The 24670-nt window shown below is 31.6% G+C and carries 26 protein-coding genes and 1 tRNA gene; 12 read left to right on the plus strand and 15 right to left on the minus strand.

Going from position 1 to position 24670, the window contains the following annotated elements; translation table 11 throughout:
• Positions 1-2 precede the first annotated feature (2 nt).
• The 5 genes from IEV63_RS04570 to rsfS form a co-directional block, all read right to left on the minus strand.
• Positions 3-656, minus strand: a complete 654-nt coding sequence (locus tag IEV63_RS04570; protein ID WP_188405609.1) for a phosphatidylserine decarboxylase family protein — start codon at positions 654-656, stop codon at positions 3-5.
• On the minus strand, positions 646-1449 hold the full coding sequence (locus IEV63_RS04575; RefSeq protein WP_188405610.1) for a phosphatidate cytidylyltransferase: 804 nt from the start codon (positions 1447-1449) through the stop codon (positions 646-648). The genes IEV63_RS04570 and IEV63_RS04575 overlap by 11 nt, the downstream gene beginning before the upstream one ends.
• 3 nt (positions 1450-1452) lie before the next feature.
• Positions 1453-2055 (minus strand): LUD domain-containing protein, encoded by a 603-nt coding sequence (locus IEV63_RS04580; protein ID WP_188405611.1) that lies wholly within the window; start codon positions 2053-2055, stop codon positions 1453-1455.
• A gap of 76 nt (positions 2056-2131) precedes the next feature.
• Positions 2132-4225, minus strand: coding sequence for an ATP-dependent zinc metalloprotease FtsH (gene ftsH, locus IEV63_RS04585; RefSeq protein ID WP_188405612.1), 2094 nt, complete (start codon positions 4223-4225; stop codon positions 2132-2134).
• A 20-nt stretch (positions 4226-4245) separates the two neighbouring features.
• Complete coding sequence (rsfS, locus tag IEV63_RS04590; protein ID WP_188405613.1) at positions 4246-4611, minus strand: ribosome silencing factor; 366 nt, start codon at positions 4609-4611, stop codon at positions 4246-4248.
• Between the two features lie 90 nt (positions 4612-4701).
• On the opposite strand from rsfS, the gene IEV63_RS04595 reads away from it, so the two are divergent.
• On the plus strand, positions 4702-5439 hold the full coding sequence (locus tag IEV63_RS04595) for a biotin--[acetyl-CoA-carboxylase] ligase (protein ID WP_188405614.1): 738 nt from the start codon (positions 4702-4704) through the stop codon (positions 5437-5439).
• Between the two features lie 129 nt (positions 5440-5568).
• Here IEV63_RS04595 and IEV63_RS04600 read toward each other — a convergent pair whose 3' ends face one another.
• Together IEV63_RS04600 and pyrE are read right to left on the minus strand one after the other, a co-directional pair.
• Positions 5569-5967, minus strand: coding sequence for an SRPBCC family protein (locus tag IEV63_RS04600; RefSeq protein WP_188405615.1), 399 nt, complete (start codon positions 5965-5967; stop codon positions 5569-5571).
• A 4-nt stretch (positions 5968-5971) separates the two neighbouring features.
• Positions 5972-6622 carry an orotate phosphoribosyltransferase gene (pyrE, locus tag IEV63_RS04605; protein ID WP_188405616.1) on the minus strand — a complete coding sequence of 217 codons (651 nt, stop codon included), beginning with the start codon at positions 6620-6622 and terminating at the stop codon, positions 5972-5974.
• Positions 6623-6624: 2 nt separating this feature from the next.
• On the opposite strand from pyrE, the gene IEV63_RS04610 reads away from it, so the two are divergent.
• On the plus strand, positions 6625-7242 hold the full coding sequence (locus IEV63_RS04610; RefSeq protein WP_308419931.1) for an NUDIX hydrolase: 618 nt from the start codon (positions 6625-6627) through the stop codon (positions 7240-7242).
• On the opposite strand, the gene IEV63_RS04615 is transcribed toward IEV63_RS04610, so the two are convergent.
• The gene (locus IEV63_RS04615) at positions 7220-8950 is read right to left on the minus strand and encodes a M14 family metallopeptidase (protein ID WP_229737176.1); all 1731 of its coding nucleotides are present in this window, start codon (positions 8948-8950) and stop codon (positions 7220-7222) included. The two genes, IEV63_RS04610 and IEV63_RS04615, sit on opposite strands and share 23 nt — an antisense overlap.
• Positions 8951-8998: 48 nt before the next feature.
• Between IEV63_RS04615 and IEV63_RS04620 the strand changes: the two genes are divergently transcribed.
• Both IEV63_RS04620 and IEV63_RS04625 read left to right on the plus strand, forming a co-directional pair.
• Positions 8999-9880 carry a T9SS type A sorting domain-containing protein gene (locus tag IEV63_RS04620; protein ID WP_188405617.1) on the plus strand — a complete coding sequence of 294 codons (882 nt, stop codon included), beginning with the start codon at positions 8999-9001 and terminating at the stop codon, positions 9878-9880.
• Between the two features lie 224 nt (positions 9881-10104).
• On the plus strand, positions 10105-12174 hold the full coding sequence (locus IEV63_RS04625) for a TonB-dependent receptor family protein (protein ID WP_188405618.1): 2070 nt from the start codon (positions 10105-10107) through the stop codon (positions 12172-12174).
• Here the strand turns inward: IEV63_RS04625 and aroB are convergent.
• Positions 12159-13229, minus strand: a complete 1071-nt coding sequence (gene aroB / locus IEV63_RS04630; protein WP_188405619.1) for a 3-dehydroquinate synthase — start codon at positions 13227-13229, stop codon at positions 12159-12161. The genes IEV63_RS04625 and aroB overlap by 16 nt on opposite strands.
• A gap of 93 nt (positions 13230-13322) precedes the next feature.
• Between aroB and IEV63_RS04635 the strand changes: the two genes are divergently transcribed.
• The 3 genes from IEV63_RS04635 (at position 13323) to IEV63_RS04645 (ending at position 16040) form a co-directional block, all read left to right on the plus strand.
• Positions 13323-14516 carry a proline dehydrogenase family protein gene (locus IEV63_RS04635; protein ID WP_188405620.1) on the plus strand — a complete coding sequence of 398 codons (1194 nt, stop codon included), beginning with the start codon at positions 13323-13325 and terminating at the stop codon, positions 14514-14516.
• Complete coding sequence (locus tag IEV63_RS04640) at positions 14516-15031, plus strand: DinB family protein (RefSeq protein ID WP_188405621.1); 516 nt, start codon at positions 14516-14518, stop codon at positions 15029-15031. Before IEV63_RS04635 ends, IEV63_RS04640 begins: the two co-directional genes overlap by 1 nt.
• A 199-nt stretch (positions 15032-15230) precedes the next feature.
• Positions 15231-16040, plus strand: a complete 810-nt coding sequence (locus IEV63_RS04645) for a T9SS type A sorting domain-containing protein (RefSeq protein WP_229737177.1) — start codon at positions 15231-15233, stop codon at positions 16038-16040.
• A gap of 58 nt (positions 16041-16098) precedes the next feature.
• On the opposite strand, the gene IEV63_RS04650 is transcribed toward IEV63_RS04645, so the two are convergent.
• A tRNA-Met gene (locus IEV63_RS04650) sits at positions 16099-16172 on the minus strand.
• 136 nt (positions 16173-16308) lie between these two features.
• On the opposite strand from IEV63_RS04650, the gene IEV63_RS04655 reads away from it, so the two are divergent.
• Positions 16309-16695 (plus strand): START-like domain-containing protein, encoded by a 387-nt coding sequence (locus tag IEV63_RS04655; RefSeq protein ID WP_188405623.1) that lies wholly within the window; start codon positions 16309-16311, stop codon positions 16693-16695.
• 10 nt (positions 16696-16705) lie between these two features.
• Positions 16706-17551: an aminotransferase class IV gene (locus tag IEV63_RS04660; protein ID WP_188405624.1), complete on the plus strand. Its 846-nt coding sequence runs from the start codon at positions 16706-16708 to the stop codon at positions 17549-17551.
• 7 nt (positions 17552-17558) lie between these two features.
• Here IEV63_RS04660 and IEV63_RS04665 read toward each other — a convergent pair whose 3' ends face one another.
• The 5 genes from IEV63_RS04665 to IEV63_RS04685 form a co-directional block, all read right to left on the minus strand.
• Positions 17559-18119 carry a YqgE/AlgH family protein gene (locus tag IEV63_RS04665; RefSeq protein WP_188405625.1) on the minus strand — a complete coding sequence of 187 codons (561 nt, stop codon included), beginning with the start codon at positions 18117-18119 and terminating at the stop codon, positions 17559-17561.
• A 105-nt stretch (positions 18120-18224) separates the two neighbouring features.
• Positions 18225-18497, minus strand: coding sequence for an HU family DNA-binding protein (locus tag IEV63_RS04670; RefSeq protein WP_188405626.1), 273 nt, complete (start codon positions 18495-18497; stop codon positions 18225-18227).
• Positions 18498-18663: 166 nt separating this feature from the next.
• Entirely contained in the window at positions 18664-19620 is a 957-nt protein-coding gene (gene fmt, locus IEV63_RS04675; RefSeq protein ID WP_188405627.1) for a methionyl-tRNA formyltransferase, read from the minus strand.
• Entirely contained in the window at positions 19617-21521 is a 1905-nt protein-coding gene (locus IEV63_RS04680) for a RecQ family ATP-dependent DNA helicase (RefSeq protein ID WP_188405628.1), read from the minus strand. Before IEV63_RS04680 ends, fmt begins: the two co-directional genes overlap by 4 nt.
• A gap of 1 nt (position 21522) precedes the next feature.
• Positions 21523-22062 carry an AAA family ATPase gene (locus tag IEV63_RS04685; RefSeq protein ID WP_188405629.1) on the minus strand — a complete coding sequence of 180 codons (540 nt, stop codon included), beginning with the start codon at positions 22060-22062 and terminating at the stop codon, positions 21523-21525.
• A gap of 68 nt (positions 22063-22130) precedes the next feature.
• On the opposite strand from IEV63_RS04685, the gene IEV63_RS04690 reads away from it, so the two are divergent.
• From IEV63_RS04690 to murA, 3 genes are read left to right on the plus strand one after another with little or no spacing between them, the layout of a single operon-like run.
• Positions 22131-22421: a DUF493 family protein gene (locus IEV63_RS04690; RefSeq protein ID WP_188405630.1), complete on the plus strand. Its 291-nt coding sequence runs from the start codon at positions 22131-22133 to the stop codon at positions 22419-22421.
• A 31-nt stretch (positions 22422-22452) separates the two neighbouring features.
• A complete protein-coding gene (locus IEV63_RS04695) occupies positions 22453-23082 on the plus strand; it encodes a DUF4290 domain-containing protein (RefSeq protein ID WP_188405631.1) in 630 nt (209 codons plus the stop codon).
• Entirely contained in the window at positions 23082-24395 is a 1314-nt protein-coding gene (gene murA / locus IEV63_RS04700) for a UDP-N-acetylglucosamine 1-carboxyvinyltransferase (protein WP_188405632.1), read from the plus strand. Before IEV63_RS04695 ends, murA begins: the two co-directional genes overlap by 1 nt.
• The last annotated feature ends 275 nt before the right edge of the window (positions 24396-24670 follow it).

The raw sequence follows: 24670 nt of genomic DNA on the forward strand, positions 1-24670 counted from the left end.
GACTAAATTAATTCGGTTAATTTGGTTTCTGCACCACGTACTTTTTCACCTATTTGAACATTTACTGGTGTTCCAATTGGTAAGAAAACATCTACTCGCGATCCAAATTTAATAAAACCACTATCATCACCTTGATTAATCTTTTGCCCAACTACAGCGTAATTAACTATTCGTTTTGCAACTGCACCAGCAATTTGACGATATAAAATTTCACCAAATTTAGCAGTTTCAATTACTACAGTTGTGCGTTCATTTTCTTCTGAAGACTTAGGATGCCAAGCAACTAAATATTTTCCTTTATGATATTGGCTATATTTAACTTCACCACTTGAGGGATATCGCGTTACATGCACATTTAAAGGCGACATAAAAATAGAAACTAATAGGCGTTTATCTTTAAAATATTCCTTTTCTTCAACTTCTTCAATAGCAACTACCTTACCATCTACAGGAGCAACTACGAAGTTTTCATTTTGAAGAATGCCACGTTTAGGGTTTCTAAAAAATTGGGCTACTAAAATGAAGAAAATAAAACTAATGCCAAATACAGTATATTTTACCCATATTAAATTAGTTATAAAACTGGTCGCTAGGTTTAGAGCGATAAATAGCATCAAGGATACTAATAATATTTTAAAGCCTTCTTTATGAAACATATTCAATTATTAACAAAAAAGTATATACAAATGTAATGGAAAAAATGGTACTATCCATTCTATCAAAAACGCCTCCGTGCCCTGGCATTATACTGCCGCTATCTTTTACTTTAGCAACTCTTTTAAATTTAGATTGTACTAAGTCGCCTAAACTTCCAGTAACCCATACAATTAATGCAATTCCGAACCAAACAAATATATTATATAAATCGGTTATTGTATAAATAATATATCCAAAAATTAATGAAGCAATTAAACCACCAAAAAAGCCTTCAAAAGTTTTTTTAGGCGATACACGTTGAAATAGTTTATGTTTTCCAAAATTTTTACCAATTAAATAAGCAAACGAGTCGTTTACCCAAATTAGCACAAAAAAGCCGATGAGTAGATAGGGTTGATAAGTTCCGTTAACACTCGGTAATAAACATAAAAACAGAAAAGATGGTACGATGTAGAGCCAAGAAATTAATGGCTTTTTATCTGATATAATTACAAAATCTTTTTTAGAAAACAAGTCTTTTAGCAGCAGTATTTTTACTAGTAAAACAAACGGAATAAGTAAGTAAACGTACGTAAAGTAGGTAGGGAAATTTGTTAAACTATACAGTAAACTAGCTAATAATAAATAACCGATAAGGTTTTTAAACTTCAATAAACGTTGCAATTCGTAAATTGAAATAATGCCTAAAATTAAAAAAACCAGTATCAAGGTTTTTTCACCTGCAATTACAGAACCAGCAATAATTAGTATATAAACTACGCCAGCTAAAGCGCGTTTTATAGTTTCATTCATTAATTATAAATCTTCAAGAAGAAGCAAATATAAGTTTTTTGAAGGACTACCGTAGCTCATAAAATCAGATTCTACTTTTCCTTCAAAAGTTTTCATGGTTGTTATGTTGCTTGGTATCGTACTCTTCTTGCTCTTAATTAGTTGCAAACCTTCACCTATGGTTTCTAGTAATTGGCTTGTGGTAGCAATAACTACAAAATTATAAGGTAAATCGTTTAATTTTTTTTCGCCAATTTGATCGGAGTTAACTAGCAGTGCTCCCGTATTCGCAATTAAATATTCGGTTGAGAGTAAAAAATAGTCAGCTTCTAAAGGTTTTGTTGTAGATGTTGGTATTTTAAAACGCTGTAAAAGTTGTGGGTCTTTCACAAAAACATTTTCTTTTGCCCAGTTGTTTTCTTTTAAAATTTGATGAAAAAGAGTAAGAACATCATTTTCATCTTCACAATACAAAAATTTACCTCCGTTGGCTTTAAAGTTAGTCATGAACATTTCGTCGATAGGTAATCGCTTTTCAGGCATAAACTTACTTTCGGCAGGGTCTTTTTGTAAGTTTTGCTTGTCTTTCTTTTTTTTATTACCAAAAAGACGATTAAAAATATTCATAAAATTATTTGCATTAGTGTCAAAAATATGAATTTAGTTAAATTAAATCTCTATTTATGAATAAATACTATTTAATTTATTCGTTTGAGCTTGTTTTTTCATTTTCTTTATCTTCTTTGCTTTCGGGTGAAGCTTCATCTGAGCTTGTAACATTGTTTTGAATTTCTTCCGCATCTTTTTTGCTTTGTGCATTTGCCTTAGCCGAAGTGCTTCCGTTGCGTTCTGACATTTTTGGTTTAACAAAAGGCCTCTTCCCAAATATATCTTCCATATCATCCTTAAAAATAACTTCTTTTTCCAAAAGGATTTCAGCAAGCTTATGTAGCTTATCAATATTTTTCCTTAAAATATCAATTGCGCGTTCATATTGAATTTCAATTAATTTAGAAATTTCTTCATCGATTAATTCTGATGTTTTTTCGCTGTAAGGCTTTGTGAAATTTGGTTCTTGGCCTTGGGAGTCGTAGTACGTTAAGTTCCCGATTTTTTCGTTTAAGCCATAAATGGTAACCATGGCTTTAGCTTGTTTAGTAACTTTTTCTAAATCGCTTAAAGCACCTGTCGAAATTTTATCGAATACAACTTTTTCGGCAGCTCTTCCTCCCATAGTTGCACACATTTCATCCAACATTTGTTCAGTTCTAACAATAAGGCGTTCTTCTGGTAAATACCAAGCAGCACCTAAGGATTGTCCTCTTGGTACGATGGTTACTTTAACTAAAGGTGCAGCATACTCTAGAAGCCAACTAACAGTTGCATGACCAGCTTCGTGGTACGCAATAGCTTTTTTCTCTTCTAGCGTCATGATTTTGTTTTTCTTTTCTAAACCACCTATAATTCGATCTACTGCATCTAAAAAATCTTGTTTTCCTACAGCAGAATGTCCATTTCTTGCTGCAATTAAGGCCGCTTCGTTACAAACATTAGCAATATCAGCACCAGAAAAGCCTGGAGTCTGTTTTGCTAAAAAGTCTGTGTCCAGTTCGTCTGCTACTTTTTTAAGTGGACGTAAGTGCACATCAAAAATTTCTTTACGCTCATTTAAATCGGGTAAATCAACATAGATTTGACGGTCAAAGCGTCCAGCTCTAACTAAAGCTTTATCTAAAACATCTGCACGGTTTGTTGCTGCTAAAACAATTACATTGGTTTTGCTGCCAAATCCATCCATTTCTGTTAGGAGTTGATTTAGGGTGTTTTCTCTTTCGTCGTTAGAGCCTGAAAAATTACTTTTTCCACGAGCTCTACCAATTGCATCAATTTCATCTATAAAAATGATAGATGGCGATTTTTCTTTAGCTTGTTTAAATAAGTCCCTAACTCGAGATGCTCCAACTCCAACAAACATTTCAACAAAATCTGAACCTGATAAAGAAAAAAATGGAACTCCGGCTTCGCCTGCTACTGCTTTTGCTAAAAGTGTTTTACCAGTTCCTGGTGGGCCAACAAGTATAGCTCCTTTCGGGATTTTACCACCCAAGTTAGTGTATTTATCAGGATGCTTTAAAAAGTCTACAATTTCTTGTACTTCATCTTTAGCTCCTTCTAAGCCTGCTACATCTTTAAACGATGTTTTAACCTCTGTTTTTTCGTCGAATAATTTTGCCTTAGATTTACCGATGTTGAATATTTGTCCACCAGGACCACCACCAGCACCGCCGCTCATTCGCTTCATTATAAATATCCAAATACCGATAATTACAATAAAAGGCAATAATCCAATTAAGATATCTCCCCAAAAATCGTTTTTGGTTTCGTAGCGGGGATTTAATTGAATATCATTTTCTCTTTTAATCTCGTTAATTTTGTTTTCAAAATTTTGGAGATCGCCAAACTCAAATTGATAATCTGGACTTTGCCCACCAAATGCATCGTCTTTAGACACGGATTGATGTTCGGGTTTTTCTTTTGCTTCTTCCGTTAAGTATACTTCTGCAATTCGGGTGTTTTTGTATATAATTAAACGTTCTACATCGCCGTTTCTTAAGAAATTTTCAAATTCACTCGGACTAGTCTCTGAAGTATTGTTAAAATTACTACCACCGAAAAATTGTACTCCGATAAACAATGCAATTATCCCAATGTAAATCCAATAAGAATTAAATTTAGGTTTATTTGGACCTTTCCCTTTGGGTGAAGTGTTTTTATTTTGTTTTGTATGTTTTGTCATATTAAAAATTATGCACCAAATTAATAATTAGTCTCTATTTTTGTAAGCTTAGCATCTCCCCACAAACTTTCAATATCATAATGTTCTCTAATGTGTTTTTGAAAAACATGAACAATAATATTTACATAATCCATTAAAACCCATTCAGAATTATTTAAGCCTTCTACATTTAAAGGTTTTTCTTGAATTTCCTTACTAACGTTTTTTCGAATGGAATTAACAATAGCATCAACCTGAGTGTTTGAAGTTCCACCACATATAATAAAGTAGTCGCAAATTGTGTTATCTATGTCTCGTAAATCCAAGATGTTTATATCTTTGCCTTTTACATCTTCGACGCCTTTTATAATAAGCGAAATAAGTTGATCGGTATTATTTTTACTCAATGCTAAATTTTATTTAATTAGAATGTGCAAATCTAGCTTTTTTTAGTCTTTTAATAAGGCACTTAACAAAACATTTATTGATGCTTATCCATGAAAATCGAGCAAATACATATAAAACAAACCGAATCGACTAATAATTATGCTAGGCGTATGTGTTTAGAACAAAAAAACACAGCTAATTTTTGTGTAGTAGCACATCATCAAACTTCGGGAAAAGGACAGCTCGGCGCAGTTTGGGAAACAGAAGCGGGCAAAAATCTTACCTTTAGTTTGGTCTTTCAGAATTTAAAGTTTGATGTTAATGAGCAATTTAAATTAAGTGCTTTAGTTTCATTAAACTTGCTTACCGCCTTAAAAAAAATGGGATTTTATAAAGTTGAATTGAAGTGGCCGAATGATGTTATTTCTGAAAGAAAAAAAATAGCAGGTGTTTTAATTGAAACCATCATAAAAAACAAATTTGTAAATACAGCCATTATTGGAATTGGTTTAAACGTTAACCAAATAGCATTTTCAAAATTACCTAATGCTTCATCTTTAAAATCGATTTCTGGAGTTCATTATGCTTTAGAAGAAGTATTGCATTTTATTTTAATCGAAATGGAAAAAATCCCCATTCAATTAAAAACTAGGACAATTACAGAAGTTATACAACAATATCAAAAATCTTTGTTTAGAAAAAACCAAGCATCGATGTTTCAGTTCCAAAACGGCACTATGCAACCTGGAATTATTAAAGGAGTAACTAAAAGTGGATTGCTAAACGTACTTTTTGAAGATGAAAAAGAATCTACTTTCGATTTAAAAGAAATAAAATTAATTTATTGATGTATACTGAACGTGTTTAAATGTATGCCAACTCGCAAAATTTTTAAAAAATCTGCCAGTAGCAGGCTAGTATCCGTAAGTATCTAACACTAAAGTATTTAATAGCAGTATTTGATGCTTACATTGTTACTACGCTAACACTTTCTTTAGATTTTCTGAAAGACTATTAATAAACTTTTGGATAGGAGATTTAATCATCATGCTCATCATAGCATTAAATTCACCTTCAAATAAGAGTTGCATTTCACTTGTTGAAGCATCTACTTCTTCAATATTAGCAATTAACTTAAACGGAAGTTTATCGCTTTTAGCGCCTAAGATAATCTGGCTAGATGCTGTTTTTTCTTTCAAAATTAATTTCAAAACCGGCATGCCTTTTAGCTGAAATAAAAAGCTATCTTCATCTAAATTTTCGAATTTTTCGATGCTTTCTGGCATTATTTTTTCAAAATTTTCAACTTTAGCTAAAAAATTAAATACTTCTAATTGACTTTTTTCGAGTTTTATTTTAGGGCTTTCTAAATTCATGTTTTTATGTATTTGGAGTCCATTCGGCAGGATTTTCTCTCCATTTGTTAAGTAAACTTATTTCTTTTTCAAAAATATGGCTTTGTTTGTGCGCTTCTTCAATAAGTGTTTGGTAGTTGCTTAAGGTGTGTAGTTTAACATTGGCTGTTTCGAAATTAGATTTAGCAAGGTCAAAGCCATAGCTAAAAATAGCCAACATTCCTTTAACTTGGGCTTGTGCTTCTGTTTGTAGAGCCTTAACAGCATGTAGACTACTTTTTCCTGTACTTATTAAATCTTCAATAACTACAACAGTTTGGTTTGGTGAAATCTCACCTTCAATTTGGTTTTTGCGACCGTGCTTTTTGGGTTCGGGCCTAACATAAACAAACGGAAGACCTAGCCAGTGTGCTACTAAAGTACCAATGCCAATTGCACCGGTTGCTACTCCCGCGATTACATCTGGCTTGCCATAGATGTCTTCGACTTGTCTTGCTAGGTTTTCGGCAATATAATTTCGAATTTGCGGATTGGATAAGATAATTCGGTTATCGCAATAAATAGGAGATTTCCATCCACTAGCCCAAGTAAACGGTTCTTGTGGTTTCAATTTTATTGCGTTAATTTGTAAGAGTAATTTTGCAGTCTCTTGGCTGGTGTGTTTGTCAAAAATCATAAATGCAAATGTATAAAGTTTTTCTTAACGACCTTCCTATTATTTTATCAACTACACCAAATTATGGTGAAAAGTATACTAATTTTCATATCAAAAAGATTAGTTTAAAATGGCTTATTCGCCAAATTAAACTAGGTGCTGTCTTGTATGTAAACTTATATCATACAAACGAAAAAAAGCTAATTAAGCAACTGCGACGAAAGTTAAAAGTAATTACAGCAGCCGGCGGCTTAGTTTATAACCAAAAAGGTGAAGCTTTATTTATTTACCGAAATGGAAAATGGGATTTGCCTAAGGGTGGAAAAAAACGTTTTGAAAAAGTACAAGATGCGGCTATTCGAGAAGTTGAAGAAGAAACCAAGGTGAAAAACTTAGAAATTGATAAGTTTTTACAAGTTACTTACCATATTATGAAGAGAAAAGGGAAATACCGGTTAAAGGAAACTTATTGGTATAAAATGAAGACTTCATACACAGGAGAATTAACACCGCAAATGGAAGAAGGAATTACGAAAGTAAAATGGAAAAATCCAACAAAAACAGAAAAGGCTTTAGAAAAATCTTATGCTAATATTAAAGAATTATTTAAAGACCAAACTATTTTAGAATCCGATATATAGGATAACGTAAGTGAGATTTTTCGTAATGATTGGTTTGTTGGTAAATCCAGTTTAGTTGTGCATAGGCATTGTTTGCAAACACAGAATCCTTTAGCTTTTTTGCTAAAAATGCTTCATTTATATTGGGGTGCTTCTCTAAAAATTGAAGAGCAATATCTTCAAAAACATAGGGAGAAAAACCTTCTTTACGTTGAAGAATGCTATCAAAAAAATTCCAGTTAAAAAATGAATCGACAGCTGCAGGTTCTATCGTTTCCAAGAGATATCGAATTCCTTTTTGGTTAGTTTCTACCCAATAATCTCCTTTTTTTACTACAACTTCTTCATTCTGCCTGTTTACTTGGGTATTGTAATGTAAGTAATGGCCTTCGTAAGCAGTGTTACTGGTTTGGTAGTTTGCAATATGGTATACTTCTGCATTAATTACTTGATCTTTTTTTAGTGGACTAATTTTTATATGGTTAATCTGCAAAAGTTCAATTATTTTGGTGTAAGCTTTTGGAATAACATAGGCTTTTGGAATAATAACAGAATCGCTTGCTTTAAATGTATTGTAATATTTTACAGGATAAGTTGTTGGCTGATTTGTATGATATTTAAGCCTGTTTAGTTGAGTAACTTCACTTTTATTCTGGCTTGCTTTGTAGCCTAAAAATTGAAAGGTTTTAAACTGGGTAGAATCTACTCTGTAATTAAAAAGGTATTGGTCTTGGCTATTATAATGAGTAAAATTTTGTTTCCGTTTTAGTTGAATCTCATCTTTGTACTTAGCAGTTTGTTCTGTTAAGCTTTCTAGCATTGCCAAGGTTGCTTGAACACGCTCTGGGTAGGGTTTAAGCATGTGTGTTTCAATCATAAGTCCTAAAGAGTTCCATAAACTAGTATAACCAGTTGAATATCTTGGAGTATCTAAAAATTGTGTAAATCCGTTAGATGGAGAGCGATTAAACACATTTACATATGGAGTAATAGGAAGGTTTTTAGTTTGTAAATCCTTTTCTGTTGCGGGAATAAATTCGTTTTTAATAAAGTTGCCTAAGGTACCGCCAAGCTGTTCTGTTTGCGTAAATAAATGGGTTAAGGTGTATTGATAATCAGCTCCATTACTAACATGTGTATCTATAAAAACACTTGGGTTTACCTGATGATAAATTTTGTAGAAAGCTTTCGAGTTTTTAGTATCTGATTTAATAAAATCGCGATTTAAATCATAATTCAAAGCATTTCCACGAAATCCATAGTTTTCAGGACCTTTTTGGTTAACTCTACTCGTAGAATTTCGATGAAGCGCACCACCAATATTGTAAACAGGTACAATATGTAAAATTATATGTTCAGGTAAAACAAAGCTTGCATTTAAAATCCTTTTTACCAGTAACATACTCGCATCAATGCCATCAGGTTCGCCAGGGTGAATACCATTAAGAATTAAAATAGATAAAGCTTCTTTTGCCGGTTTTTCGGGCTTGATTGTAAATAAATGTAGAGGTTTACCTAAGTCGGTTTCATCAAATTTTTGAAGACTTGCTCGATCGCTAAAATCAGCTGCTTTTTTGTAAAAATCTATGGCTTCTTCATAAGTAGCTGTTTGTTTTCCCGCTGATTTTTCAAAAGAAGTTGAAAAGGTGAAATCAATTTCTGAAGTGCAAGAGCCTAGAAGTAAGGTTGTAAAAATTATAAATGTTTTTTTAAGATAGATATATTTCAAAATATATTATTTGTAGATTTGTTTTGTAATATTAATAAAACCAACAAGATGAAAGCAAAATTACTCTTATTTTTTTTAATTTTAGGCGTATCTGCCTATGCTCAAAGTATAACCATTTCTCAAAATAATAATCCTAATATTGTGGAAGACTCCGGAGTAGCTTGTCGTGTAAACGAAACTGAAGTTGATGAAGATGCAGGCTTATTTTTAGGAATGTTTTTTGATAATTATTTTGCTAGAGCGTTTGATTTAGAGAACGACCATGGCATTGATACAGATTTTACAATTACTTCTATCGAAGTAGGTCAAGGTTTTGGAAGAAATATTCAAGTCGAAATAAATGTTTATACTGCGAATACTACAGATTTGACTGACGAAAATTTGTCTCTTACTTTATTGCAATCTGAAGACATATTTATTATTGAACAAGCCAATGGTACAGTTTTGTTTGTGCCTACGAATATAGAAATTGAAGCAGGTGAAATTGTAGTTGTAGAAATTTTTGCTCCTAATAGCGGTACCGCTACAGATGAAGAGTTTTTTATAGGTACAAACACATCAGGACAAACCGGACCACCTTTTTTAAAAGCTCCAGGCTGCCAAATTAATGAATACGTAGATATCTCTACCTTTGGTCTTGGCGATCAAGCCTATCTAATTAATATTGTTGGGCAAGAAACCTTATCTATAAATCAAACTGAATTAGATAAAATTGAAGTTTATCCAAATCCAGTTGCTAACCAAGTACATTTAAATTTACCAGCTGGAATGGTTTTAGAGCGATCAAGCCTTACCGACATGGGTGGTAAACTAAGACCAGCTCAATTTACCAACGGAGTTTTAGATGCTTCTCATTTAGCAAGTGGCCAATATATATTAACGCTACAAACAAGTGCTGGAAGTTACACTCACAAACTTTTGAAGAAATAAAAGATTGATTTACATTGTTGTCTTATAAAAGAGACAAGAGAGACAAGAGAGACAAGATTAATTTTTAGGTTAGATCATTAAAAACCTAAAGTAAGTTTAGAAATTTTATCGAACATGAATGATCGATTCATTTTTAATAAAAAACCTGTTGGCCACAACAGGTTTTTTTATTATTTATTTAATGAATTATGAGTATTTGAAAATTACATTTGAATAAAAAATAAATGAAGAATTATTACATGCTTTTTTGTGGATTGCTCTTTACAATTTTTTGTTTTTCACAACAGCAAGATACTACACAAATTAGTGAAGTTGTTGTACAAGGTAAATCTAGAATAAATGAAATTCAAAAATCTTCTTTACCCTTACATTTTATAAATAGCCAAGAAATTAACCGTACAGACCCAACAATAATTACCCCTATTCTTAATCGAGTTCCAGGAGTTTATATGCAACAAGGGGCGTTAAATACTAATCGAATTACGATTCGAGGTGTTGGTGCGCGATCACAATTTTCAACGAATCGTTTAAAAGCATATTTAAATAACATACCACTAACTTCTGCTAACGGTGAAACTATTTTAGACGATTTAGATTTAGCAATATTGGAAAATATAGAAATTTCGAAAGGGCCTAATAATACTCAATTTGGTGCCGATGTAGGTGGTGTAATTCAACTAAAAGCCAAACAATTGTCTAAGGAACAAAATTTTCTTAGTTACGCTAATTTGTTGGGGAGTTATGGATTAGAAAAGCAAAGCTTACAAGCTGGGCATAAAAGTAAGGATAAACAATTTTTAGTAAGTTATCACAATTTGCAACAAGATGGATTTAGGGCAAATAGCGACTATAAAAGAGAATCTTTAAATTTGATGAGCGAATTCTATACCAACCCAAATACAAGTTTTAAATTTATAGGAGTGTTTACCGATTTAAAAGCTTTTATACCAAGCTCAATAACACAAGAAGATTTAGAAAACAACCCTAGTGTAGCCGCATCTAATTGGAGCGCTGCACAAGGATTTGAATCCTATAAACGTGGACTTTTTGGCATAACTGCCGAACAAAAAATTACAGAAGGTTTGCAAAATGAAACTAGTTTATTTACAAATTTTAAAGAAGCTTACGAACCACGACCTTTCGATATTTTAGACGAAAGTACTTTTGGCCTGGGCTTACGAACCAATTTTCAATTAGATTTTAGTTTAATTCAGTTACCATCCAAATTAAACTTTGGGCTAGAATTAATGCAAGAGTGGCACGCTACATCAAACTACGAAAATTTATATGAAGATTTTCCAAATCAAGGTAGTGTTCAAGGCAATTTGTTTTTCAACATCGATCAAATTCGAAATTATCAAAACTATTTTGCAGCATTAGTTATAGAGCTTAATCCTAAACTTAACCTAGAAACAGGATTGAGTATTAACTCTACTTCCTTCGAAATAAAAGACCGTTTTTTAAACAACGGAATAGACCAAACTAGTAAGCATCGTTATGAAACTACATTTAATCCACGACTTGGGCTTAATTATCAATTTGTGCAAAATCAATTTCTGTTTGCCAATATAAGTCGAGGTTTTTCAGTGCCTACAGTTGCAGAAAGCCTAACGCCTAGCGGAATATTAAATACAGATTTAAAGCCAGAAAATGCTTGGAATTACGAAGTAGGGACAAGGTTAAATTTCTTAAACAATAGTGTGTATACAGAACTAAACCTATTTAGTTTGCAAGTAGATAATTTACTGGTTGCCAGAAGAACTGCAGAAGATCAATTTCTAGGAATCAATGCAGGAAAAACTATTCATAATGGTTTAGAAAGTTTACTAAAAGGCAATATAAATTATGCTGAAATTATTTTGCAACCCTACTTTTCTGGTACTTTCAATTTTTTTGAGTTTGATGAATTTATAGATAGAGAAAACAACTTTAGTGGAAACGACCTAACCGGAATTCCCAATATGCAGTTAAATTTGGGTGTAGATTTATCTTGGAAAAATCTTCAAGTCTTCACCAATTGGAGTTATGTGGGTGAAATTCCTTTAAATGATGCTAATTCTTTATATGCTGATTCTTACCGACTGCTAAACTTTAAAGTAGCTTATCAATTAGATATTAAGGATTTGTTCGAAATTCAATTTAATGCAGGAATAAATAATGCTTTAAACGAAAAATATGCGGCAAGTATTTTACCAAATGCTGTTGGATTTGGCAATTCACCAGCTCGTTTTTATTATCCTGGTTTACCCCGAAATTATTTTTTTGGCGCACAGATTAATTATAATTTTGAGTAATAATTAAAAGCTTCTAAAATTAAATCGTTTTCTACTTGTTGGTCTATGCTGCAATTTCCAATGTTGTTTAACAGCACAAAATTAATTTGAGCTCCTTTGTTTTTTTTGTCAAATTTAAGAAGTTGAATAATTTCATCTATATCTTTAGCATTGAATTGAACCGCTTTATAGGTAGTTGAAATTACTTTAGAAATTTGTTCTAATTCATTTTTGTTTAATTGAAGCTTTTTGTGTGATAAATAACTTTCTAGCACCATGCCTATAGCAATAGCTTCGCCATGCAACAATCTTTTTTTATCTTCATTTAACATAAAGTAAGATTCGATAGCATGCCCTAATGTATGGCCAAAGTTTAAGGTTTTGCGTTCATTTTTTTCAAAAGGATCCGCTTCAACAATATTGCATTTAATCTGTACAGAATCGTATATTAATTGCATTAAAAATGCAGCATCATAATTATGTAATTTTTCAAAATAAGAAAAATAGGGTTGGCTGTAAATTATACCGTGCTTAATCATTTCAGCTAAACCACTTCTATATTCTTCAATGGGTAAACTAGTTAAAAAATCAGTATGAATCAGCACCATTTTAGGTAAGACAATAGTGCCAATTTGGTTTTTTAGGTGCCCCAAGTCAATTCCATTTTTACCACCTAAAGAAGCATCTACCATTCCTAAAAGTGAAGTAGGGACATGAATAAAATCGATACCACGCCTAAAAGTACTCGCAATAAATCCACCTAAATCGGTAACAACACCACCGCCTAAATTAAGGATTAAACTATTGCGGTCTGCTCCTAAATCAGACAAAGCTTTCCAAGTTTCGTTGCAAACGGATATGTTCTTAGATTCTTCGCCGGGTTCAATTTCTATGACTTCAATTTTTAAATTGGTCGATAATTTTTCTAAAAGTAGATAAGCCACTTTTTGATGAACGTTGGTATCAGTAAAAATAAAAACCGAAGAATAACTACCATTCTGAAGCTGAAGGTTTAGCGCTTTATAAATTTCATCACCAAAGTAAATTTTGCTTTCGCCTAATTGCAAAGATTTCATAATTATAAACTTGAAATAATGTTGCTAAAATAAGGCCAATAATGCTAATTATACTTAATTCTATTAATATATTTGAAACGCAAAATTTAAAATATGATCGATACTAAAATATTTAATAATACAAAGGATGCCTTTGCATTAAAATCTGATTCAGATTTAGACCGCTCTTTGTTCATTTTTAGGCTAATGAGCATTCCTTTTTTGGTACCATTACTTACTTTTTTTACCAATTTATCTTTAAAATTAAAGCTTCCTGTAGAGTGGGTCATTCGAAAAACGATTTTCGCCCAATTTTGTGGTGGCGAATCGCAAGAGGAAAGCCTTCCTTTGGTAAAACTTATGTATACTAAAAAAGTTCATAGTGTGCTGGATTATTCGGTTGAAGGAAAAAGCACAGAAGATGAGTTTGATAAGGCTGCTAAAAACAAAATTGATATTATAAAGTTTGCTTCTAAAGCTAAAGAAATTCCTTTTGCTGTAGCCAAACCTACGGGTTTAGGTAGGTTTGAAATCTGGGAAAAAGTAACAAGTAAAGAACCGCTGTCTGATGAAGAAGAAAAGGAATGGAAACGCATCCAAGCTCGTTTTGAAAGTGTTTGCGAAGCAGCATATCAACACAACACTAAATTGTTAATCGATGCTGAAGAATCCTGGATGCAAGATGCAGCTGATGATTTGTGCGAAGAAATGATGAAAAAATACAATCAAAAGGAAGTTATTATTTACAACACATTGCAATGTTACCGATGGGATCGGCTTTCTTATGTAAAAGAAATGCATGATAATGCAAATGCAAGTAATTATAAATTAGGTTTTAAAATTGTTCGTGGTGCATACATGGAAAAAGAAAACAAAAGGGCTAAGCGCAAAGGTTATTCCACACCAATTTGCGAAGATAAAGAAGCTACCGATGTTAATTTTAATGCAGTAATGACTTATTGCTTGGACAATGTAGAAGATATTTGGATGTTTATTGGAACCCATAACGAAGTAAGTAGTTATATGGCCTTGCAGCTTATGGGACAAAAAGAAATTAAATCTAACGACGATAGAATTTGGTTTGGCCAGCTTTACGGAATGAGCGATCATATTAGTTACAATATTGCAGGGGTAAACTCCAATGCCATTAAACTTTTGCCTTTTGGCCCAATAAAAGACGTTGTACCGTATTTAATTAGAAGAGCAGAAGAAAACTCGTCTGTTCAAGGTGAAGCTGGAAGAGAATTAGCCTTACTAAAAGAAGAGAAACAGAGAAGGGAAGGACAGTATGTAAAACGTGTTGAATAATGAAAAAAAGTGACCTTACACCATCTGAATATCATCCATACTATGAAACTTATTTAAAAAAAGTAGATGCTTCGACTCAACTTTTAGTAAGTCTTGAAAGCAGCCTAATTTCTACCACTACTTTCTTTGCAAGTTTACCTAAAGATAAATTACGGCATCGGTATGCAGAAGATAAATGGACACCCAAAGAAATTTTACAACACATTATCGATACTGAACGTATTTTTACTTACCGAGCCTTAAGAATTTCTAGAAATGATACCACAGAACTGCCGGGTTTTGATGAAAATGCCTATGTTCCCCCATCGCAAGCCAATCAAAAAAACTTGAGTCAACTTCTAGATGAATTTTCAAGCTTAAAAAAAGCTAGTATTAGTTTGTACAAAGGTTTTAACAAAGCAATGTTAACAAAACTAGGTAAAGCGAGTGGAAGCCCTATTAGCGTTAGAGCAATACCTTTTATTTTAATTGGACATGAATTACACCATATACAAGTTATTAAAGATCGATATTAGTTTGTTACCAAGTAACATAAAATTTAGTAGGTCTTAAAATACAAATTTTTAATAAAAAAATGAGTGGATATTAATGGCTTAGAAAATGATACTTTAATTAGTTTCTTATTGAAGAGTTTTTGCAGATTTTATAATTAAGTTTTATCTTTTTTATGGGAATGAAGATTTTTTTTAATGCCTAAACAAGCCTTTTTATGTGGTGCCAAACGGTAATGGTGCTATAGATGTAGAATTTCAAGAAAGCTTTAAAGATTTAAGTCTAGATCAAAAAACCATATTTTCGCAGCCAAAAGAAATTTCAAGCATCAAGATGAGGCTGTACGATGAGCAGTCTTATGCTTTAAATGATTCATCTAGAGATGCTATCAAAATTAAATTTTCTGATAATTATTCTAATATCATAGATGCTAAAGATGTATTTAAATTAGAAAATGTAGATGAAAATTTGGCTACTATACATCAAGGTAAGCTTCTAACCATAGAGCAAAGAAGTTTGCCTTCTAGTGGAGATGTTTTACCCTTGTTTGTAGATCATTACCGAACTACAGATTATGTGTTTACTCTAGATTTAGATGGCTTTGACCCAGATATGAATGTGTTTTTAGAAGATCAGTATACCAACGAACATCATTTATTAACGGTGGGTGAGCAAAATGAAATTTACTTTAGTGTGAATAGCAATGTTAATGCTTCGAAAGCTTTTAATCGATTTAATATTGTGTTTTCGAACACAACTTTAAGCAATGATGAAGTCTTTAAAAAAGAAGACTTACGAGTTTATCCAAATCCAGTAGAGAGAGACTTACAAGTAATTCTTCCCAATCTATATGAGGGAGAAGTTGAACTACAAATTTTTGATATTCTAGGTAAAAAAATGCATCAAGAAACAATGAGATCTAATGCAGGGAAATTATCTATAAATAATTTAAATTTTAATGCTGGCACTTATATTTTACGAGTTACAGATGAAGAAGCTAATACATTCACACAAAAAGTAATAAAACGCTAAATACTGTTATAGTTGTTTTATAAAAAAAGGGAAAGCATTTGATGCTTTCCCTTTTTTGTAGCGTGAGCCAGAATTGAACTGGCGACCTCCGGGTTATGAATCCGACGCTCTAACCAACTGAGCTATCACGCCATTTTTGAGTTTGCAAATATACAATCTTAAGTCTTTAAAACAATGCACATTTTAATTTTTTCGAACTAAAAAATTTAATGCTTCGAGAATTATTTTTTATATTGCTCAATTATATATAAAATTATACTTAAAGATAATGAGTGAAAAAGTAAAATACGAGATGGAGTTTCCCATTCAGGTGTCGCCATCGCTCTTATATCAATACATTTCTACGCCATCTGGCTTAAGCGAATGGTTTGCCGATAATGTAAACTCGAGAGGAGAGTTGTTCACGTTTATTTGGGAAGGAAGCGAAGAACAAGCTAAATTAGTTACTAAAAAATCTGATGAAAAAATCAAATTAAAATGGGTCGAAGATGAAGATGCTCAAGCCTATTTTGAAATGCGAATACAAGTAGACGAAATTACTAAAGATGTTTCCTTAATGATTACAGATTTTGCTTACGACGATGAAATTGACGAGGGTAAAATGTTATGGAAAAACATGGTGTCTGAATTAAAACAAATTTTAGGTTCAGCATAATTTATTTTATATGATTCATTTAAATGGTCATTTAGTTCAAGAAAATGAAGCAAAACTAAATGTGTATAATCGCGGTTTTCAATATGGAGACGGACTTTTTGAGAGCATTCGTGTAGTAAACCGGAAAATTATGTTTTGGGAAGCTCATTACTTTAGGTTAATGTCTTCAATGCGGATTTTAAGAATGGAAATACCTAACTCGTTCTCACCAGAAAACCTAGAACAATTTATTTTAGAACTTATTGACGCAAATCAACACACAAATCAAGCTGTAAAAGTAAAGTTTAATGTGTTTAGAAATACAGGTGGTTTATATATGCCAAACTCTAACGAAATCGGATATGTAATTAGTACAACTCCAATATCATCTCCGTTTTTTATTAAAAGTACAAATTTTATTGAAGTTGAGCTTTTTAAGGATCATTACATAAATAGTGGTTTGTTATCTACACTAAAAACCAATAATAAAATTATTCAAATTTTAGCAAGTATTTTTGCGAAAGAAAATGACTATGATAATTGCTTGTTGCTTAACGAAAATAAATCTGTTATAGAAACAACTAATGGAAACCTGTTCATTTTGAGTGGAAATAAATTAAAAACTCCAGCCTTGGATGACGGTCCTTTAAATGGTGTTATTAGAAAACAGATTATTAAAATTGTTGAAGATTTAGATAATTACGAGATAGAGCAAGCTTCAATTTCGCCCTTCGAGCTTCAAAAAGCAGACGAATTATTTTATACCAATGCAATACAAGGTATAGTTTCGATTAATAAATATAGAAAAAAAGAGTTTAAAACTGATTTTTCTACCCAATTAATCGGCAAATTAAATGCAAAAGCTAGAATTGAGTAATTTTATTTTAATTGTAATTTGGGTTTTCTGGAGCATTTTGCCATATCAAGTAGTCACCCCCTTTTTTTTGAATTTCTTTTTTCCAATAAAACGAATCTTCTGCTTCAATTACTTGTTTGTAATTAACATCTTGTGCAATAATCCAGGTTTCAGACTCTATCTCATTGTAAAGTTGTTGGGCGTCCCAACCTGAATATCCTAAAAAGAATTTAATTTGATTTTCTGTTATTTTATTTTCATTAATTAAATCAATAATAGCATTAAAAGATCCACCCCAAAATATACCTTCAATTATTTCTACACTTCCTGGAATTAGCTGAGGTACATTATGTATAAAATATAAATTATCTTGCTCAACAGGTCCTCCGTTATATAGTTTAAAGTTTACTGAAATCTCTGGAACTAAATCTTTTAAATTTAAGTCTAAAGGTTTGTTAAGTATAAAACCTACCGATCCATTTTGGTTGTGGTGAGATAGCAATATAACCGATCTATTAAAAGAAACATCTCCAATTATAGAAGGTTCCGCTACAAGCAAACTACCTTTGTTTGGCTTAAATTCTCTCATTATAAAATCGTTTTATTAAAAGTAACTTGAATTTTCAAACTACACAAGAAATCAAAAAAAAAGACCTTAAAAAAGGTCTTTTTACTATAGAATATCTAATAAAAATTAATTTACAGCTTTCTGTAATTCAGACCCAGCTTTAAATTTCACTACGTTTTTAGCAGCAATTTTAATTGTTTTTCCCGTTTGAGGGTTTCTTCCTTCTCTTGCAGCTCTTTTAGATACTGACCAAGAACCGAAACCTACTAAAGAAACACGCTCTTCTTTTTTTAATGCTCCTTCTACATTAGTTAAGAAAGATTCTAATGCTTTTTTTGCTGCTGCTTTTGAGATGCCAGCATCTTCAGCCATTGCATCAATTAAGTTTGTTTTGTTCATGATTAAATTTAATTATGGTTAAACGAATATTTATTCTTTACAAATTTATACGGAATTCCTTACCACGCAAGGCTCAAGCAGTATTTTACCATTAATTGTTAATAACTATATTAAAATGTTGATAACTTTTAGCTGTTGAAACTAAAAAAGAGTCAACCTACTAAATTTAAACGAATACAGCATCATTGCTAAGTTGGTAACCATTTAGAAAATCTGCAATATTCATTTTTCGTTTTCCTTCAGCTTTTAACTCCTCTATATAAATAATACCATTGTTTACATAAACACCTAATCTCTTTTTTTCTAGATCGATCTCTCCTGGTCGTTTATTATGTTCTGTTATTTGGTATGTTGCTCCATAAATTTTTATTTGGATTTGTTCTCCTTTTTCAGAAAGTTGTGTCCAAGCTAGAGGAAAAGGATTTAAGCCGCGGACAAAATTATAGATTTCTTTAGCTGAATTATTCCAATTTATTTTTGTATTCTCACGTGTTAATTTTGGTGCAGAAGGTACATCTTCATTTATATACTGACTCTTTACATTTAATTTTTTACCATCATTGGTAATTAAGTTTAAAGTCTCAATTACTAAATCACTTCCAATTACCATAAGTTTTTTATACAAACTCCCGAGCTTATCTTCTTCCGATATAGGTTGCTTTTTATTTAATATAATTTTCCCGGTATCTATTTCTTCATCAATAAAAAAAGTTGTTACACCAGTTTCTTTTTCACCATTAATAATAGCCCAATGTATAGGAGCTGCACCTCGATATTTTGGTAGCAGCGAAGCGTGTAAATTAAAGGTTCCAAATTTAGGATAATTCCAAATTACTTTTGGAAGCATTCGGAATGCTACTACCACAATTACATCAGGATTCATTTTCTTTATTTGCTCTAAGAATTCATCCGATTTTAAATTGCTTGGTTGGTATACAGGTAAACCGTTTTCAATGGCATATTTCTTAACTTCAGATTGGTTTATCTTTCTCCCCCTTCCTGCTTGTTTATCTATTGCGGTAACAACACCCACAATTTCATGTTCAGAACTATTAATTTTTGCTAAGCTGGAAACAGCAAATTCTGGGGTTCCCATAAAACAGACTTTTAAAGCTTTTTTCATTGTTTTTTTATTTTATATGTATTGCTTTGGCTAAGTTCTATCTTACCAATTTGCAATAATTTTTGAATGCTTTCAATAATTTCTTCTTTGCTGTAAAGGTCTAAATTTATTAATGACCTTGCTGATAGTTCTTCCTTTTTTAAAGATTGAAGAACAAATTCAGCAACATTTGCAATGCGATTGTCTTTTTTTGAAGTTTTTGCTTCAATACATACTGAACATTTACCACATTTAATTAATTCCTTTTCACCAAAATATTGCATTAATTGCATGCTTTTACAAATAGTATTCTTTTGAATATAATTTACAACTGCTTTTGCTTTTTCTAGTTTTTGTTGTTTATACCGTTTAATGTACTTAGCATGCCTAAATATGGTTCGTTCGTTTTCTTTGGGGACACTAAAAGTAATGCTCAAATCTTTAGTTTGTAAATCGAGTCTAATAAATTCTTTATTTTCTAAATTTTTAAGAATGGAGATTACTTCTTCTTTTTTAAAGGAAGCAGTTTCGCTAAGTAAATTTATGTCTATTTGGGTTAAATTATCAAAAATACCGCCATACGTACGTAGTAAAATTTGTGAAATTTTACTTTCATTAGAATCGTTTTGTAATTGTTCAAAAATATTTCTTTGATGACTTATAAATTGTACTTTAGTGTTTTGCTGAAAATAAGAGTTGAGTTGTAAAATGCTAAGTCGTTCTAATATTTGAAGCGTTTGATAAACTTTATGATGGTGAAATTGATATTTTTTACAGAATTGAAACAAATTAATTCCGTAAGTTTCGTTTTCACCTTCACCGTATGCAATTTTGAAAAACTGCGTTAACTTCAAATAAATACTTATAACTTCATCTAGTGTTGGTATAACATCTATAAATTGATTTTTAAGTCGAATAAAATCACTTTTATTGTATAGAGTTACAGCTGTCGATTCACTTCCGTCTCTTCCACATCGGCCAACTTCCTGAAAGTAACTTTCTAAGCTTTCAGGTAAATGAAAGTGAACCACAAGTCTTACATTAGCTTTGTCAATACCCATTCCAAAAGCATTGGTTGCTACCACAACATTTGCTTTTTCTGTAATCCAATTTTGAAGAGCTAATTTCCTTTCTTCATGTGGCATTCCACCATGATAAGCAATAGCGGTAACTCCATTTTTATTTAAAAAAAAACTTATTTCCTTTGTAACTAATCTACTCCTAACATATACAATTGTACTTTGATTACATTTCTTTAATAATTGTAGTAATTTGTAACGCTTATCTTCTTCAAATAAAATTTGTAATGCAATATTTTCACGTTTAAAGCTCTCTTTTTTAATTACTGGTTTGTTAAGCTCTAATTGTTTTATTATGTCTGCCTGAACTTCTTTGGTTGCAGTAGCAGTTAGGGCAACAATATTGGTTTCAGGTTTTAATTCTTTTAAAATAGTTAGTTCTCTGTAAGATGGTCTAAAATCGTGCCCCCATTGAGATATACAATGTGCTTCATCTATAGCGAAAAGCGAAACATTCATTTGCTTAATACGTTCTTGTACTATTTCTTGTTGAAGCCGTTCAGGTGAAATGTATAAAAATTTAGTTTTACCATAAATGCAATTATCAAGTTCATGGTCAACATCTCTAAAAGACATTCCGCCTTTTAAAAAAGTAGCAGGAATACCTTTGTTTTTTAAGTTATTAACCTGATCTTGCATTAAAGCAACTAGAGGAGAAATTACAATACAGATACCTTCCTTACAAAGTGAAGGTATTTGAAAACAAATAGATTTGCCTCCGCCAGTCGGTAAAAAAGCACAAACATCTTTACCTTTTAAAATGTGGGTAATTATTTCACTTTGTGAATTTCTAAAGGAAGAAAAACCCCAATACTTTTTTAAAACAGATAAAGCATTATGCATTTTATGAATGTTGAATTATAAAATCTGCTCGCTCTTTAATACTGGCTTTAGGAACTTCAATTAAGTTATAACCTAAGTTTTTATACGTGCTTTTAAGACACAAATCAATTTGGTTTAATTCTTTAAAACCTTCATAACGCTCATTATCATTCATGAAAATCTCTTTCCAAATAGGAAAATGAAAAACTTTGTCGTAGATGTATTTTTGGTTGGCAATTTTATAATTGTTAGGATAGTTTTGTTTCGCAAAATCTAAATAAGCACTTATATCTGGTATGCCACGATCTATAAAAACTACTTTGTTCTGTAATAAACCAGCTTGGTTAAATTGTTCAATTCTACCATCTAGCAGCGCGTTACTAAAAGCCAATGGGTCTGTTAAAAAAAGCTGATCAATACCTTTCTGTTGAGCAGCTAAAGTAATTTCTCTAGCTATTTCAGGAAAACATTTAAAACCTAGTTTTTCAATATAATCTAAAGTTGAGCTTTTGCCTGTGCCTGGCCCACCAATCAATAAGTGCTTTTTGGTTTTTTGTTTCATGAAGTATTAAAATTCTAAGTAAATTTAAGTAAAAATCATTAAGTATATTTGTAAAAAAAAAACAAGATATGCTCTCTAAAAATGATGCCGATTTCTATACTAATTTAGAAAAAAAATTAGCAAAAACATCTAGTTGGCCATCATCTTATTTATACAAGTTTATTGTTCCAACTTCAGAAGCAAAGATAAAGAAGCTAGTTGAATTATTCGACAATCTAGGTGCTGTAATAAAAACAAAACAGTCGTCTAAAGGAAAATTTACGAGCGTCTCAATTCAATTAACAATGCGCACTCCAAAAAGTGTAATTGAAAAATACAAAGAAGTTGGAGACAAAATAGACGGGGTTATTTCTCTATAAATGCTTAATTTGCAAACTTAAAATAAATATTTTGATAGAAGATTTAGAATACAATTCGGCAAGAACTCAACTACGGATACCTGAATATGGCAGAAATGTTCAAAAAATGGTAGAACATGCCCTAACAGTAGATGATAAGTCCAAAAGAAACACAATTGCAAAAGAGATTATAAATGTAATGGGGAATATGTCTCCACATTTACGCGATGTGCCAGATTTTCAGCATAAACTTTGGGACCAGCTTTTTATTATAAGTGACTTTCAATTAGATGTAGACGCACCATTTCCAATTCCTACAAAAGAGGAGCTATTTAAGAGCCCTGATGCTTTAGACTATCCACAAAATCATCCCAAGTATCGTTTTTATGGAAATAACATTCAGCTTATGATAAATGAAGCTATTAAAATGGAAGATGGTGATTTAAAAGAAGCATTAGTTTTGAATATAGCTAACCATATGAAAAAATGCTACTTAAATTGGAACAAAGATTCAGTAAAAGACGATGTTATATTTCAACATCTTGTAGAATTAAGCGGTGGTAAAATAAAATTGAAAACGGAAGAAGAAGAGCTTAAACAAGCTTCAGATTTAGTTAAGAAAAAGCCTAGGACAAATACTAAAAAACCAGTTAAAAATAATCGCAAAAAAAGAAATCGATAATGGGAATATTTCAAATAGAAGGTGGACACCAACTAAAAGGTGAAATAAAGCCACAAGGTGCTAAAAATGAAGCATTACAAATATTATGTGCCGTTTTGTTAACTCCTGAAAAAGTGGTTATTAATAATATTCCTAATATTAGAGATGTTAATAAGCTAATTGATATATTGAGTAATTTAGGCGTTAAAATTCAAAAACTTGGCAATGGGAAGTATTCTTTTAAAAGTGATGAATTAAACTTAGACTACTTAGAAAGCGAACAGTTTAAAAATGAAGGTAGTGGTCTGCGAGGTTCTATTATGATAGTAGGTCCACTCTTAGGAAGATACGGTAAAGGTTATATTCCAAGACCAGGTGGAGATAAAATAGGAAGAAGAAGGTTAGATACTCATTTTGAAGGATTTATTAAATTAGGAGCAGAATTTCGTTACAATAAAGAAGAGCGATTTTATGGAGTTGAAGCTATTAACGGCTTGAAAGGAACATATATGTTGCTTGAAGAAGCATCGGTTACAGGAACAGCTAACATTTTAATGGCGGCCGTTTTCGCAAAAGGCACTACAACCATTTATAATGCAGCTTGCGAACCCTACTTGCAACAATTATGTAAAATGCTAATCTCTATGGGAGCAAAAATTGATGGTGTTGGATCTAATTTGCTTCGTGTTCATGGTGTAGAATCTTTAAAGGGTTGCGAGCATACTGTTTTGCCAGATATGATCGAAATTGGTTCTTGGATTGGACTTGCTGCAATGACTAAAAGCGAACTGACTATTAAAAATGTAAGCTGGGATAATTTAGGTTTAATTCCAGTTACTTTTAATAAATTAGGGATTAAAATCGAAAAAAAAGAGGACGACATATACATTCCTAGTCATAAAAGTGGATACGAAGTTGCAAGTTTTATAGACGGTTCTATCATGAATATTAGTGATGCACCTTGGCCAGGATTTACTCCCGATCTTTTGAGTATTATGTTAGTTGTAGCTACCCAAGCCAAAGGTAGTGTGCTAATTCATCAAAAAATGTTTGAAAGTAGACTGTTTTTTGTTGATAAACTAATAGACATGGGTGCCAAGATAATTTTATGCGATCCACACCGTGCAACAGTTATTGGTCACAATTTCGAATCTCAGTTAAAAGCAACTACAATGACAAGCCCAGATATTAGAGCTGGAATTTCTTTGCTAATCGCTGCATTATCTGCAAAAGGGACATCTACAATACATAATATTGAGCAGATTGATCGAGGATACGAAGAAATTGATGTGAGATTGAGAAAAATTGGAGCCAAAATAACACGATTAGATTAAGTGCTAAGTTTCAAATAATATTTTATTTGTGTGCACTCTTATGTTTACAAGATTTTAATCATGTTTTTCAGTAAAACAATAGACCATAATAAAGTTGTATTTGTTTAAATTTTGATGTATTATTTGCTTTTTACGACTTAAAATGTATTTAAACAGTTCTTTAAATCATTTTTAATTTTCGTTATATTTTTTTGTTTATTATTTAAAAAAAGGTTGTATTTTTGCGCCCCGCAAGTTCAGATTTATTTTATTGATTTTGGGATATAATTTCGGCA

The organism is Psychroflexus salis (genome assembly GCF_014640175.1).
Lineage (GTDB): Bacteria > Bacteroidota > Bacteroidia > Flavobacteriales > Flavobacteriaceae > Psychroflexus > Psychroflexus salis.